Raw genomic sequence first — 13,794 nt, 5'->3', positions numbered from 1 at the left:
TATATTCTCATTAAGTGTAGACAAATTAAGGGTTTCTGAACGATTAATACCTTCAGCATTATGATCAGTGTTACAAAAATGTAAACGGTTGTTTGAACTTTTGGTGATTGAGTTATATTGTGGTCAGACCACAAGGATATAATAATAGAAGTGATGTCTGCCATGTACCCACATTTACTCGAACCACTCGATCTTGGATTTACTCAGTTACGTAACCGTGTATTGATGGGATCAATGCATACGGGTTTAGAAGAAAATAAAGAAGGCCTCCACAAGCTTGCCGCGTTTTATGAAGAGCGAGCAAAAGGAGGCGTTGGCCTTATTGTTACCGGTGGTTTCTCTCCTAATTTACGTGGCAGATTGACCCCATTTAGTGCTGAGTTCAGTAAAGTTAAGCACGCAAAAGCTCACCAAGTTGTTACCGAGGCCGTGCATAAGCATGGCGGTAAAATTGCCCTTCAGTTGCTGCATGCTGGCCGCTATGCAATGCACCCATTCGCGCAAAGTGCTTCGGGCATCAAAGCACCAATCGCTAAGTTTGCACCGAGTGAGATGAGCCCTCGTCAAATTAAAAAGACCATCGGTGCTTTTGCCAACAGTGCAGAACTCGCTCAGGTTGCTGGCTATGACGGCATTGAGATTATGGGCTCTGAAGGCTACTTGATTAACCAATTTATCTGTAAACGTACAAACATGCGTTATGACGAATGGGGCGGTTCTTATGAGAAGCGCATGCGTTTCCCATTAGAGATCGTTAAATCGATTCGCGAAGCGGTGGGTAAAGATTTCATCATCATTTTCCGCTTATCGATGCTGGATTTGGTTGAGCAAGGCAGCACGTTCGAAGATGTTGTACTTCTGGCTCAGAAGCTAGAAGAAGCGGGTGTGACCATTATTAATACTGGTATTGGTTGGCATGAAGCTCGTGTTCCTACGATTGCGACACAAGTTCCAAGAGGGGCATTCTCTTGGGTGACGGAAAAAGTAAAACCATACGTGTCGATCCCAGTGGTGACATGTAACCGTATCAACACGCCAGAAGAGGCCGAACGTATCCTCAGTTCAGGACAGGCTGACATGGTATCAATGGCTCGTCCATTTTTGGCTGACCCTGATTTCGTAAATAAGGCGGCTCAAGACCAAGCTCAGTTCATTAACACCTGTATCGGTTGTAACCAAGCTTGTCTTGATAACGTATTCAAAGGCAAAAGAGCGAGCTGTTTGGTGAACCCTCGAGCTTGTTACGAAACTGAAATTGTTGTTCAACCAGCTCAAGCACCTAAGACCATTGCCGTTGTTGGTGCTGGTCCCGCGGGTCTAGCTTGTGCGACAACGTTGGCACAGCGTGGGCACAATGTTGATCTGATTGAGAAAAATGATCGTATCGGTGGACAATTTAGATTGGCAATGCAGATTCCGGGTAAAGAAGAGTTCAGAGAAACGATTCGTTACTTTGCTAATCAAATAGATGCATCAGGCGTGAACTTAAAACTGGATACTGAAGCGACGTTTGAGATGTTGTTGAAATACGATGAAGTCGTGATGGCTGCCGGTGTTGAGCCAAGAAAGCTTAATATTGAAGGGATTGACCAAGAAAACGTAATCGATTATCAAACCTTGATTCGTGAAAAGACACCAGTAGGCGAAAAAGTCGCGATTGTTGGTGCCGGTGGTATTGGTATTGATGTGGCAACTATGCTGACAGAGCCGACTTCTCACAGCTTGGATGACTGGCTGCATGAGTGGGGCATTGATAAGAATATGGAACACCCTGGTGGACTTTATCCTTATCCTGATTCGTTCAGTGATAAAACGGTTTGGGTGATGCAGCGTAAAGTCGGGCGTGTCGGTAAAGGCCCAGGTAAAACTACAGGTTGGATTCATAAACGCACATTAGAAAAACGTGGTGTGAACTTACTTGGTGGCGTGAGCTACAACAAGATTGACGACCAAGGTCTGCACATCAGCGTTGGTAAGAAAGATCAGGTACTCGATGCCGATTCCGTTATCGTGTGTGCGGGTCAGGTTTCAGTTCGTCCATTCGAAGACATGTGGCAAGAGTTTGGTGGCAAACTGCACGTGATCGGTGGTGCTGATTACGCGGGTGAGCTCGATGCGGTACGTGCTATTCGCCAAGGTGTTGAGTTAGCGATTAAGCTCTAACAACAAACAGAATACACTCGTTCATAAACTTGAACGAAACTTGTAAATAAGGCTCCTAAGTCATAGATTTAGGAGCCTTTATTGTTTCCAGTATTGTTTGAACTATTGTGTCAATTGGACAGCCGTTGAGATTTATTATCGTTTGTATTCTGTGCTACAGTTCAATTATACAAACAATAAAAATTAGTAAGGACTTCAAATGGATGCTTTGGATCTATTGCTCAACAGACGCTCTATCGCAAAACTCTCTGATCCAGCACCTGAAGGTGTAGCGTTAGAAAATATCATTAAAGCGGGCTTGCGCGCTCCAGACCACGGCGCATTGACACCGTGGCGCTTTGTTATCGCACAAGGTTCTGGGCTACATAAGCTTTCCGATATTTTGGTTCGAGCAGCACAAGCGGACGAAAGCGAAGAATCGGTGATTGAGAAAGTAAAGAAAGCGCCGTTTCGAGCACCTATGGTTATCACTGTCATCGCAAAAGTGACTGAACACGATAAAGTACCTTCATTCGAACAACACCTTTCTGCAGGTTGCGCTGCACAAGCAATGCAAATGGCTGCAGTTGCTCAAGGTTTCCAAGGTTTTTGGCGCTCAGGTAAGTGGATGTTCCACCCTGAAGTTCACCAAGCTTTCGGCCTAGAAGGCGACGATGAAATCGTTGGTTTCCTATATTTGGGTACTCCGGGCTGTACGCCAATGAAAGTACCAGAGCGTGACTTCTCTAAGTTCGTCGAGTTCTTGTAAAGAAAGCTGAAGCTTGAATAGTGGAATTCTAACTGTATAAACAACCAGTTTTCCTTGATTTCTAGGAGCCACATTAGATAATGTGGCCCTAATTGTTTGTAGCATCTGGAAAAACATGTCTCGTCTTATCATTGCTGAAAAACCAAGCCTAGGCCGCGCGATCGCTGCTGCACTACCGAATCCACAGAAGAAAGACCAAGGGTTTATCAAATGTGGCAATGGGGATGTGGTGACTTGGTGTATTGGACACTTATTGGAGCAGGTTGAGCCGGATGCTTATGATGACCGTTATAAGAAGTGGAACTTAGCCGATCTTCCTATCGTGCCAGAGCAATGGCAACTAAGACCGCGTAAGACGTCAAGCAAACAGCTCACGGTGATCCGAAAGCTATTGAAAGACGCGACCCAAATTGTCCATGCGGGTGACCCTGATAGAGAAGGGCAGTTGCTAGTTGATGAAGTTATCGATTACTGCAAGGTGTCTAAGGCCAAGAAAGAGTCGATGGACAGGCTGCTGATCAGCGATTTGAACTTACCAGCGGTGAAGCGTGCGCTCTCTCAAATGCGCAGCAACCGCGATTTTATTCCACTTTCTATTTCTGCATTGGCGCGCTCTAGAGCCGATTGGCTGTATGGCATGAACATGACCCGAGCTTACACCTTGCTTGGTCAAAAGGCGGGTTACCAAGGCGTGTTGTCGGTAGGGCGAGTGCAAACCCCTGTACTTGGTTTGGTTGTAAGACGTGATGAAGAAATCGAGAATTTCATTCCTAAAGATTACTTCACTCTGCACGCTTTGATCCCTTATAAAAACAACGGCCAGAGCTTTGATATTCGAGCGCGTTGGAAACCAAGCGAAGCATGTAAACCATGGCAAGATGAAGAAGGCCGAGTGCTCAATCGAAAGCTGGTTGAGAACGTGGCTAACAGAATTGCGAATCAACCCGCGACGGTAACGGAATCAGAGCAAAAACAAAGTAAACAAGCTGCGCCACTGCCTTATTCGCTGTCAGCTCTGCAGATTGATGCGTCTAAGCGTTTTGGTATGAGTGCTCAACAGGTGCTCGACACTTGTCAGTCGTTGTACGAGAAACACAAACTCATCACTTACCCACGTTCTGATAGTCGATACCTGCCTAAAGATCACTACTCGCAACGAGAGTCGGTCGTCGATGCTATCGCTAACAATGCGAAAGAGCTGCAAAGTGGTGCTCAAGGTGCAGATCTTTCTCTTAAATCAAAAGCATGGAACGACAGTAAGGTTGATGCTCACCACGCAATAATCCCAACACCGAAGAAGTCATCAGTGAACGGCTTGTCTGCTAATGAGATGAAAATCTATCAGCAAATCGCTCGTCAGTATCTAATGCAGTTCTACCCACCTGCGGTTTTTGCTGATGCTAAGCTTGTGTTTGATATCGCTGGTGGCGTGTTCATCGCAAAAGGGCGTCAGCTTATCAACCCAGGTTGGAAGGTGTTGATGGGTAAAACGGACACCGAAGAGAAAGGCGATGGCACAGATACGGTTCCTCCATTGGATAAAGGAACGGTATTGACGTGTCGTGAAGGTATTATTGGCGATAAGAAAACCGAGCCACCAAAGCACTTCACGGAAGCGACCTTGCTACAAGCGATGACTGGTATCGCGCGCTTTGTCGCAAACAAAGACCTTAAAGCCATTTTGAAAGAGACCGATGGTCTTGGCACAGAAGCAACCCGAGCGGGTATTCTAGATACTTTATTCAAGAGACAACTGTTAACGCGACAAGGTAAAAGCATCCATAGTAGCCCAGCGGGAAGAGGCTTGATTAATGCTTTACCTGAGGACTCGACCTTTCCCGACATGACGGCTCACTGGGAGCATCAGTTGCAAGGCATGGCTGAACGAAACCAAGCGTATCAACCCTTCATGCAAGAGTTAGAAAGCAAGATCGACGGCTTGATGGGCAAGGTGAAAACGGGTGAAGTCCCTGAGTCCCTGCGTCATCTTCCTAAAGTTGAAAGACCAGCCTTTAAACGTCGCAAAGCTGGTGGGACAAGGAAGAAGACTTACGCTAAGAAAGGTACTAAAAGTTAATCAGTTAGAAACTGAAAGCTAACAACACCCATTATTGATATCGGGAATCAAGATTAACGACCTACCTTGCGTCCGCAGCGTTTAAACAGCTGCTGCCAGTAATCAACATGGCGACGGGTTGAGGATCGAAAGGCTTGATGTGCATCTTGGATAGGAAAGTAATAGCTGTGTAGTTCAGGTTGCGCGTCAAACATACCAAGTTGCGGGGCCAACTGTTGATAATAGCCATCCAATTGCGCCGTGTAAGGCTGAACCTTGCCAATGTATTGCAGCTCAAACACATTGTTGAGATATCTAAACTTCGTCGTGTCTCGCTGTTTGCCACAGATGATGCTGGCATCAAAAGTTGTGAGTTGTTGGGTGATGGTATCCAGTTCGGCCGAAGCACGAGCCAGCGAGTAGTATAAATCCCCGAGCGTAGAGCTCTTCTCTAATACTTCTTGTACCTCAGTGGTTTTGCCGGAAACGAGCGGCGCGTTTAACGCTTGGTTGAGATGTTCTAAGGCGCCACTGGTTTGTCGTACCTGATCGCCGATATCAGCGTGTAACCACCGACTACCACGCATCTGAGACTGCATCGCATCGCTGGCATAGATTAGATTCCACTGGTGCCGCGGAAACTGTGTGAGTTTCTGCTGCTCGATTTCTTTCAGTAGCTCTACGACCTCAGGGTCTAATTCGCTACTGGATAAACATTTCCCAACACCTGCAAGTAGGGCGACTTGATAATCGTAATTGCGAAACTCATCCGCGACTTTCCCAAGAACCGAATTTCTTTCTGCAATCAGATTGAACAATCCACACTGGCGAAGCTGGTAGCTGTCGATGAGACCAATAGAAAGCGAGGGCACGTCAAGCAGCAGCTCTCTTTTTCTCGGTAGGCTTTCAAATTCCCATTCCTCTTTTATCTCGTCAGCATCTTGTACTTTGGCTATCTTGGTTTGGTAGTCGTCGAACAAGTCTCCGGGGCCATCACTGAAACAGCCAGCTAGCATCACAGTCAGACAAAACAGTGTTGAGTGCTTAACTAGGTTTGAGAGAGGACCATCATTCATCTGCGGGTTACCAATCTATTTCGCTGCCATCGAAATTGAAGAAGTGACCACTTACTTCAGTATTCGCAGACTCGATGACTTTTATAAGACCAGAAGCTGAGGTGCCGGTGTCGATCAGAGCATTAGGGCCGCCCATTTCTGTCTGTACCCAACCAGGATGCAGAGCTAACACGGTAACGCCATTATCGGTTAAGTCGTTACTTAGGCTCTTTACTACGGAGTTTAGAGCGGCTTTGGAGGAGCGATAGATGTAGCCGCCTCCCGAGGTGTTCTCGGTCATGCTACCGACTCTAGAGGACAGGCAAGCGACCTTTTTGATATCGCTGTCTTCTAGTAGAGGTAATAGCGCTTCGACAAGCTTCAGTGGGGCAATAGTGTTGACTTCGAATACACGGCGCCACTCTTCGACATCGGTATTACCCAGCCCATAACCTTTAGGACCATAGTAGCCAGCGTTGTTGATCAAGATATCAATCGGTTCCATTTGCGAAGGGAGTTGGCCTACTGCTTGATAATCGGTTATCTCTAATTGAATGCAGGTCAGGTTGCTGTTGTGGTCTGCGAGAGAGAGCAGTTCTTTTGCTGAATTGGCATCACGATAAGTCGCGTACACTTTGTGGTTACCTTTTAAGTACTGCTGGGTTAGGCTCAAGCCAATGCCGCGGTTCGCTCCAGTAATGAAAATAACGCTCATGGTGATTCCTTTTTAGTTCAATTAGTTAAGTTTGATGGCTTAACACGAGAAAATCAACGCTCCACCAACTGGCCATTAGCATTCCTACAAAAATCATTACTGCTGCCATTGAGCCGCAGATCACCCCAAAGATGAGTATTAGGCTTTTCATTGGTGTCTCTTTTTGAAAGTTAAATTAATGATAACTATTATCATTAATTAAGGTTGTCGCCTAGGCTGAGACTGTTATGATTTTGAGAAAGATACGCAATTAACCTGATTATGATTCCTTTAATTTACCACCCAATCTATTCGCAGTTACCTTTACCAGAAGGTCATCGTTACCCAATCAACAAATATCAGTTGTTACACAGTGCTGTTGAAGCGTTAATGGATAGCGATCCTCTATGGAAGAGCCAGTTTGAAATCTTCCAACCAACGCCGGTTTCGGTTGAACAGGTAAAACAGGTTCACGATAGTGAGTATGTGGATTTGCTTGTTTCTGGTAATTTGCCCGCAGCAAAGATGAGGCGTATCGGTTTCCCCTGGAGTGAACAACTTATTGAGAGAACACTCTACTCAAGTGGTGGAACCTGCTTGGCCGCTGAAATGGCAATAGAGAGTGGTTTAGCGATTCATTTGAGTGGTGGTTATCATCACGCACACCATGATTTTGGTAGCGGCTTTTGTTTGTTGAACGATCTGGTGTTAGCGGCAAAACATGCGCTGACCTTTGAACATATCGATAAAGTGCTTATCGTCGACAGCGATGTTCATCATGGTGATGGCACAGCGACTCTTTGCCAAGAGAATGACGACATCATTACTTTGTCGTTCCACTGCGACAAAAACTTCCCTGCACGAAAACCGCTATCCGATTTGGATGTGCCATTAAGCCGTGAAACAGAAGATGAAGAGTTCTTACGTTGTTTTGAACAAGTCACTAAGTTAGCGATTGCTCACCACCAACCTGATCTGATCGTTTATGATGCGGGCATTGATATTCACCAAGACGATGAGCTGGGCTATTTGAATGTCTCGACACAAGGGATATTTGAGCGCGACTGTTTGATGGTCAGTCTCGCGAAATTAGAGTCTATTCCTATGGCGTGTGTGGTTGGTGGTGGATATCGGACTCAGCATCAAGATCTGGTGCCGATTCACATGCAGTTATTGAAAGCGGCAGCAAAGTTGAACGTATCTAAAACTGTGGATACGATTTCAGATACTCGCCATTCAACCAGACGCTCTACACATAGGTAACTCCGCATTGCTGTGCGTTATATTGCGTTCATGACTTAAGAAGCGTAAGTGGTATACGGTGAGCAAACAAAAAATCCGCTGATCGCTTAGCGGATTTTTAGTGCCACTTAATGTTTTTTAAGCTCGTCTAGCACCATTGAGTTATGTTGCTCATGAATGGTGTTAACACGTACACGTTTTTCTGGCTCTAAACGCTCATATTCGGTTAGATATATATCACTATGGATGTGCTCTGCAATCATCTTAACGATAAGTCTATTATTCGCATATAGGCCTACGGTTTCTTCACGATGAGAAAACATTAAGGCTAGTTTCATATCTGCCACGCACATAAAGCGATGAGAGGGGTATTCTGTCTCTTCCGTTTCAGATCGTGAGTATAATTCTATCTTTTCGTGTGGCTTCGACATTTTATTGAATGAGAAACCGATCACTCTTACACCACGTTCCACTGCATCGCATAATTCTTTTGAAAATAGCTCTAAATTAAAGTCAGTGTTGAGGTAAACCTCAAGGTTAGCCTGATTAATAATTTCTTTGGCTTTTTGCAGCAGATTCTCAGAGCCTGTGAGGTTATAGACGAATTCTTTTTCCTCTTGAAGCATCATCTTTGAAAGCTCTGTCTTGAGGATATTAATGTTCTCTACAGTCTTTTTCTCAATTTGGCTGAAAATTAAATCAGGTGATTTTGCTTCATACTCTTTTGTGTCCCCATCGGACATAAAGATATAGCCATTGGTGTAGAGATTATCTATCGATGAGTAGACAGAAGATCGCGAGATAGAGATCTCTTTTGCAATTTTATATCCGCTGGAGCGGCCATTTTTCAGCAAATTAATGTAAACAAGTGCGTCGGTTTTGGTAAATCCAAAATCCATCAATTTGGTCACTAGCTCTGACACGGGTTGTCCTCTGAAACTATTCAATGTTTTCTTCCTGCTAAGGTTACCATTCCTGCAACTATGAGCGTAAATGATTGTTGTTATTTTTTATTGCGATGAGAGAAGCGCCGTATGCAAAAAGGAATTTATCTTGCGGTAACTGAGTGATTACGGGTAAGTCACTCGTGGCGTTGTTGCGATAGAGCGCTACTTTCAAATCGTTACGTAAAGAAGGATAGGCGCTTGCGGAGCCTGATAAAATTAACTGCTTAGGGCGTAAAGACTGGATGGGCTTAATTAAGCTACGAGCCAGTTGATCGACAAAAGTTCGATAGATTCGGGTTGAGTGAGTGTCTACTTCATCAACACCATCAAAGATCTGTGAAAGAGTTCGGTCACGCAATACGACTTGGTGGTACTGACGTTCAATGCCTTGCTCGGAGATAAACTGTTCGACACATGTTTCATTTCCGCAGCGACATATTGGTGTTAAGCCATCAACGAGCCACTGAAAGTTGGGCAGTGTGGAATGAGCCCAATTAGCACATAGTGAGTGATGCACATTCGTCATTTTATTGTAGAAACTGATCCCGCAACTATCACCAATGGTGGCACTTAACACTGTTGAATTAGTGAGGGTCTTGGAGTGTTGGAACTCCGTTATGGCAGCACTTTGCGCGTGGTTGATGAGTATGCAATCACAGTTAAAACGGTTTGTTAAATCAATAGCCAATTGCGCCAGGGGTAAATGTTCGGTTTGAGAACAGTTACGCTCTGTGGATAAAAAATCTGAAGAGTAATATTCAGAAGCACTGATACTTATTGCCGTGACTTGCCCATATCGCAAGCTAATTTGAGAGATCAGTTCGGCGAGATATCTAAATAGGTTTTGTTTATCGTCTGAGGTTTTTTGCACGGTTCGATACACCTCTTTACCGCAAGAGGTGCTTATTATTGAGTGAGTAAGTAGGGAATCAATAGAGATTCCCATAACAATGGCAGTGTTCATCAAGTTATTGAACTTTCACGATAAGGTAACCGAACGCTTTGATTGAAACTGAACGTCCTTCTAGCTCAATTTGCTTGTCGTGTTCGCTATTATTTAGAACAAATAAACGGTCAGCTCGGCGATAAGCAATACAGTCAGCATCGTTTACGTTTACCCAGTCTAGGTTAGGCTGGTTTAAATCGGGATTAGCCTTACGTAAAGCGATCATTTCTTTGATGAAAGCCTTAAAATCTAAGTCGTGATTACCTACATTCCACTCCATGCATTTTCTGTTGTTCTCGCTGCCCATACCACGACCACCGTCCATGCCAATTTCGCCTCCGTAATAAATACATGGCGCGCCAACTTGCGTAAACATAAATAGGTACGCGAGTTTTGCTTTGCGTGTATCACCTTGGCATAGAGAAAGGATGCGCGTAGTGTCATGGCTATCAAGCAAGTTAAACATCGCTTCATTAACGTTTCTTGGGTATGCCATATAGGAAGTATTTACAGCATTAATGAAGCTGTGTTTATCAAACGCTGAAAGAGCAAAATAGTCGGTAATGGCCTGGGTCAAAGGATAGTTCATCAATGAATCGTATTGATCACCACGCAGCCAAGGCATGCCTTCGTGCCAGATCTCACCAAGAATGTAGCAATCTGGGTTGACTCCTTTGACGACTTTTCGAAAGTCTCGCCAGAAGGCGTGGTCAACTTCATTAGCGACGTCTAAACGCCAACCATCGATGTTAAATTCCTCTACCCAGTGACGGGCTACATCTAGGAGATATGCGCGGCATTCTTCATTTTCAGTATTTAACTTTGGCATTTCAACGACGTTACCGAAGGTTTCGTAATTGAGGTTCCAGAAGTCCCATTCTGCTTTAGGCGTATCAGGATAAACTGGGAATGTATTAATCCAGAACCAGTCGGCGTATTGAGATTTCTCTCCTTTTTCAACGACGTCCAACCATAAAGGAGATTGAGTACCAATATGGTTAAATACGGCATCTAACATGATTTTCATGCCGCGCTGGTGGGCTTCTTTTACCAGTGCTCTGAACGCTTCATTTCCGCCAAAATGTGGGTCGACGTTATAGTAATCAACCGTGTCATATTTGTGGTTGGCATTGGCAGTAAAGATAGGGCAAAGATATAAGCCATTAACGCCAAGATCTTGTAAGTAATCGAGCTTTTCAATTACGCCCCACAAGTCCCCACCCATAAAGTTATCCGATTTAGGCTCGGTTCCCCAAGGTTGGACATTGATAGGCGATAGGTCAGGTCGACCATTTGCAAATCTTTCAGGAAAAATCTGGTACCAGATGGTGTCTTTTACCCAGTTCGGTGTTTTCAATACATCGCGTGGGTTGATGTATGGGAAACAATAAAAGTTACTCAAGTTACTGAGCTCTGCTTCTGCTTTTTTAGGCTCAGATAGATCAGCGCATCGCTTTTCACCGAAGAGAATCTTTTCACCATCTTTACCGTATAAAATAAACCCGTAACGGCTGCGGCGCTTTGGCGGCTTAAACTCTGCAAACCAGTGGTCGTGGTGCTCAGTTTCACCTTCGTGAATCATTGCTACTTCGTTACCACCTACCCAACCGTGGGCATCGCTCCCTCCTAAATTGCCGCCATCAAGACCGCCTTCAGCCCAATGGTAAGGGTCGCCTATCCACAGGGATACACGTTCAATTTCACCTTTTGCACTACGTAATCGTAGGTGCAGTGTTTCATTATCGTAGGCGTAACTGTCCGCACTCTTTGCCGAGTGTGTAAGTGAACTTCTTGTAATCATGTTGTATTCCTAGCGTTATTCTTTTACTGCACCGCTGACGAGACCAGTAGTGATATGTTTTTGTGTTGCAACGAATAGCAACGTGATGGGGACTGCTACCAACAAAGAACCGGCTGCAAATAAGGTGAAATTCTCGGCGGAGTTCGATGAAATCCAACTGAAGATACCAATTGCGAGAGTCATTTTTTCTTCACTACGTAAGATTAGCGTAGGTAAAATGAAATCCATCCATGGTCCTGTAAATGAAACTAAGCCGACAAAGACAAGGATAGGCTTGGCTAGCGGTAAAATGATTTCTAAGAAAATCGTCATATGGCCAGCACCATCAATTTTGGCCGCTTCATCCAATGATGTTGGGATAGCGTCGAAATAACCTTTAACAAGCCAAATCATGAAGGGAAGGGAACCTGTGACGTAAACAAACAGTAAGCCAGCATAAGTATCAATTAAGCCCATTTTCGACAATAAAATATAAATAGCGGTCATCGATAGAAACGCAGGGAACATCTGTAATACTAAAATACTCATCATTACGTTCCGTTTACCATTGAAGCGATAACGTGAGAATACAAACGCTGAAATGGTTACCACGATCAATGAAATAATCATATTGGCGGTTGCTAGGAAGAACGTATTTTTGTACCACTCAAAATATGGCGTGTCGGTAAAAAGTGCTCGGTAGTGGTCAAGAGTAAACTCCATCCCTGTAAATGATGAGCTAAATAGGTTATTACCCGCTTTAAATGACGCCATAACCGTCCAAATTACCGGTCCAAGTACCAACAACGCATTGGTTATTAAGAAGAGGTAAACGATAGCTGTACCGATTTTTCCAATAAACTTGTCCATGTTACATACCTACATCGTCTTTAAAGGAATTCATGCGGCGGAACTGCCAGATAGCAATACCAGACAAGAATAAGAAGATGACAATTGAGATAACAGAAGCAATCTGGTACTGCTGGAAATCTAATGTCAGTTTGTAGATCCAAGTGATCAAGATGTCGGTGTGACCAGCAAATCGATATTCAGGGTTTATTGGACCACCTTCGGTTAATAGGAAAATTGCACCGAAATTATTGAAGTTATGGGCAAAGGTCATCACTAGAGATGGCGCAACTTGGTGTAATACCATAGGCAAAGTTATTTCCCAGAACTGCTGGAGTTTATTGGCTCCATCCACTTCACTGGCTTCGTAAAGGTCCTCGGGAATATTCGTTAATGCACCTGCGATAAGTAGCATGAAGTAAGGTGCACCGACCCAAACACTGACTGCAATAACCGTGATTTTTGCGGTAAATGGGTCAGATAAGAAAGCGACAGAATCTAGCCCCCACGAATTCAATACCGCGTTAACCGGACCAATACCATTCAAAAGTAGGCGGAACATCAACAAGGTCACAAAGGCTGGAATAGCATAAGGAAGAATGAAAACAAAACGCCATGCTTTCTTTGCTTTGATATTTTTGTTTTGCAATGCAAGCGCCAACAAAAATCCAAAACCGCAAGTACAGATAGTGGCAAAAAACGCCCACATCACAGTCCAAGATGCCACGCCAAAGAAGGTGCTTGACCAAATTTTAAGCTCAAATAAGGCAAAGAAATTCTTAAAACCAACCCAATCAACCAAATTCCTTGGTGGAATATGATGAGGCGCAGAATAGTTAGTAAATGACACCATCACAGTAATGATGATCGGCATTATGATGAAAGCAATACTGGCTACAAAAGCAGGGGACAGCATGATAAATGCGAATTTTTGGTCGTAAATATCTTTGATCTGTTCACGTAAAGTCAGGTTGGTTCTTTGGGTTTCTTTTGCATCTTTAACGTTGGCTAAATATAAGCAAATGAATAAGAAGCTATAGAGTAGGGCGATCACTCCTTCTACCAGCATAAATACTGAGTTGTCGCCTTGGGTGATCGTAAAGCCTTTACGCACTTGAGCTACGTCGCCTAAAGTTACTAACCCTTTCAGCGAAGAGAGTAGCTCAGGGAAAACCAGTAACGTAATTAGCTGCATTGCTAAGAATACGCCACCTTTCACCCAGTGACCTTTTAAGAGTTGTGTGCTCCCCATTATGAGGAGAGCAGCAGGCACTCGTGGTGCCGGCTTAGTCTCTGATAACAACATAGATCCTC

11 protein-coding genes are annotated in these 13,794 nt (G+C 44.3%); 4 read left to right on the top strand and 7 right to left on the bottom strand.

Features of this window, described 5'->3' with window-relative positions; all coding sequences use genetic code 11:
- Positions 1–153: 153 nt before the first annotated feature.
- The 3 genes from L3V33_RS09465 (at position 154) to L3V33_RS09455 (ending at position 4,988) form a co-directional block, all read left to right on the top strand.
- Positions 154–2,163 (top strand): NADPH-dependent 2,4-dienoyl-CoA reductase, encoded by a 2,010-nt coding sequence (locus tag L3V33_RS09465; protein WP_237290396.1) that lies wholly within the window; start codon positions 154–156, stop codon positions 2,161–2,163.
- Positions 2,164–2,362: 199 nt separating this feature from the next.
- Complete coding sequence (locus L3V33_RS09460; protein ID WP_237290294.1) at positions 2,363–2,911, top strand: NAD(P)H nitroreductase; 549 nt, start codon at positions 2,363–2,365, stop codon at positions 2,909–2,911.
- A 115-nt stretch (positions 2,912–3,026) separates the two neighbouring features.
- Positions 3,027–4,988: a DNA topoisomerase III gene (locus tag L3V33_RS09455; protein ID WP_237290293.1), complete on the top strand. Its 1,962-nt coding sequence runs from the start codon at positions 3,027–3,029 to the stop codon at positions 4,986–4,988.
- Positions 4,989–5,041: 53 nt separating this feature from the next.
- On the opposite strand, the gene L3V33_RS09450 is transcribed toward L3V33_RS09455, so the two are convergent.
- Positions 5,042–6,043 carry a DUF3080 domain-containing protein gene (locus L3V33_RS09450; RefSeq protein WP_237290292.1) on the bottom strand — a complete coding sequence of 334 codons (1,002 nt, stop codon included), beginning with the start codon at positions 6,041–6,043 and terminating at the stop codon, positions 5,042–5,044.
- A 7-nt stretch (positions 6,044–6,050) separates the two neighbouring features.
- On the bottom strand, positions 6,051–6,737 hold the full coding sequence (locus L3V33_RS09445) for an SDR family oxidoreductase (RefSeq protein ID WP_237290291.1): 687 nt from the start codon (positions 6,735–6,737) through the stop codon (positions 6,051–6,053).
- 261 nt (positions 6,738–6,998) lie between these two features.
- Here L3V33_RS09445 and L3V33_RS09440 point away from each other — a divergent pair, with 261 nt between their 5' ends.
- Positions 6,999–7,979: a histone deacetylase gene (locus tag L3V33_RS09440; protein WP_237290290.1), complete on the top strand. Its 981-nt coding sequence runs from the start codon at positions 6,999–7,001 to the stop codon at positions 7,977–7,979.
- 107 nt (positions 7,980–8,086) lie between these two features.
- Here the strand turns inward: L3V33_RS09440 and L3V33_RS09435 are convergent, their stop codons facing one another.
- The 5 genes from L3V33_RS09435 to L3V33_RS09415 are packed head-to-tail and all read right to left on the bottom strand — an operon-like array spanning position 8,087 to position 13,786.
- Entirely contained in the window at positions 8,087–8,881 is a 795-nt protein-coding gene (locus L3V33_RS09435) for a TrmB family transcriptional regulator (RefSeq protein ID WP_237290289.1), read from the bottom strand.
- A gap of 58 nt (positions 8,882–8,939) precedes the next feature.
- Positions 8,940–9,869, bottom strand: coding sequence for an ROK family protein (locus L3V33_RS09430; protein WP_237290288.1), 930 nt, complete (start codon positions 9,867–9,869; stop codon positions 8,940–8,942).
- Positions 9,870–9,873: 4 nt separating this feature from the next.
- Positions 9,874–11,652, bottom strand: a complete 1,779-nt coding sequence (locus L3V33_RS09425) for a glycoside hydrolase family 13 protein (protein WP_237290287.1) — start codon at positions 11,650–11,652, stop codon at positions 9,874–9,876.
- Between the two features lie 15 nt (positions 11,653–11,667).
- Positions 11,668–12,501 (bottom strand): sugar ABC transporter permease, encoded by an 834-nt coding sequence (locus L3V33_RS09420; protein WP_171736709.1) that lies wholly within the window; start codon positions 12,499–12,501, stop codon positions 11,668–11,670.
- Position 12,502: 1 nt separating this feature from the next.
- Positions 12,503–13,786, bottom strand: a complete 1,284-nt coding sequence (locus L3V33_RS09415) for a sugar ABC transporter permease (RefSeq protein ID WP_004734076.1) — start codon at positions 13,784–13,786, stop codon at positions 12,503–12,505.
- Between the last annotated feature and the right edge of the window lie 8 nt (positions 13,787–13,794).

The organism is Vibrio sp. A2-1 (assembly GCF_021728355.1).
GTDB lineage: Bacteria > Pseudomonadota > Gammaproteobacteria > Enterobacterales > Vibrionaceae > Vibrio > Vibrio splendidus_K.
The sequence above is the reverse complement of the archived record's forward strand: the minus strand, read 5'-3'. Positions and strand labels throughout refer to the sequence as shown.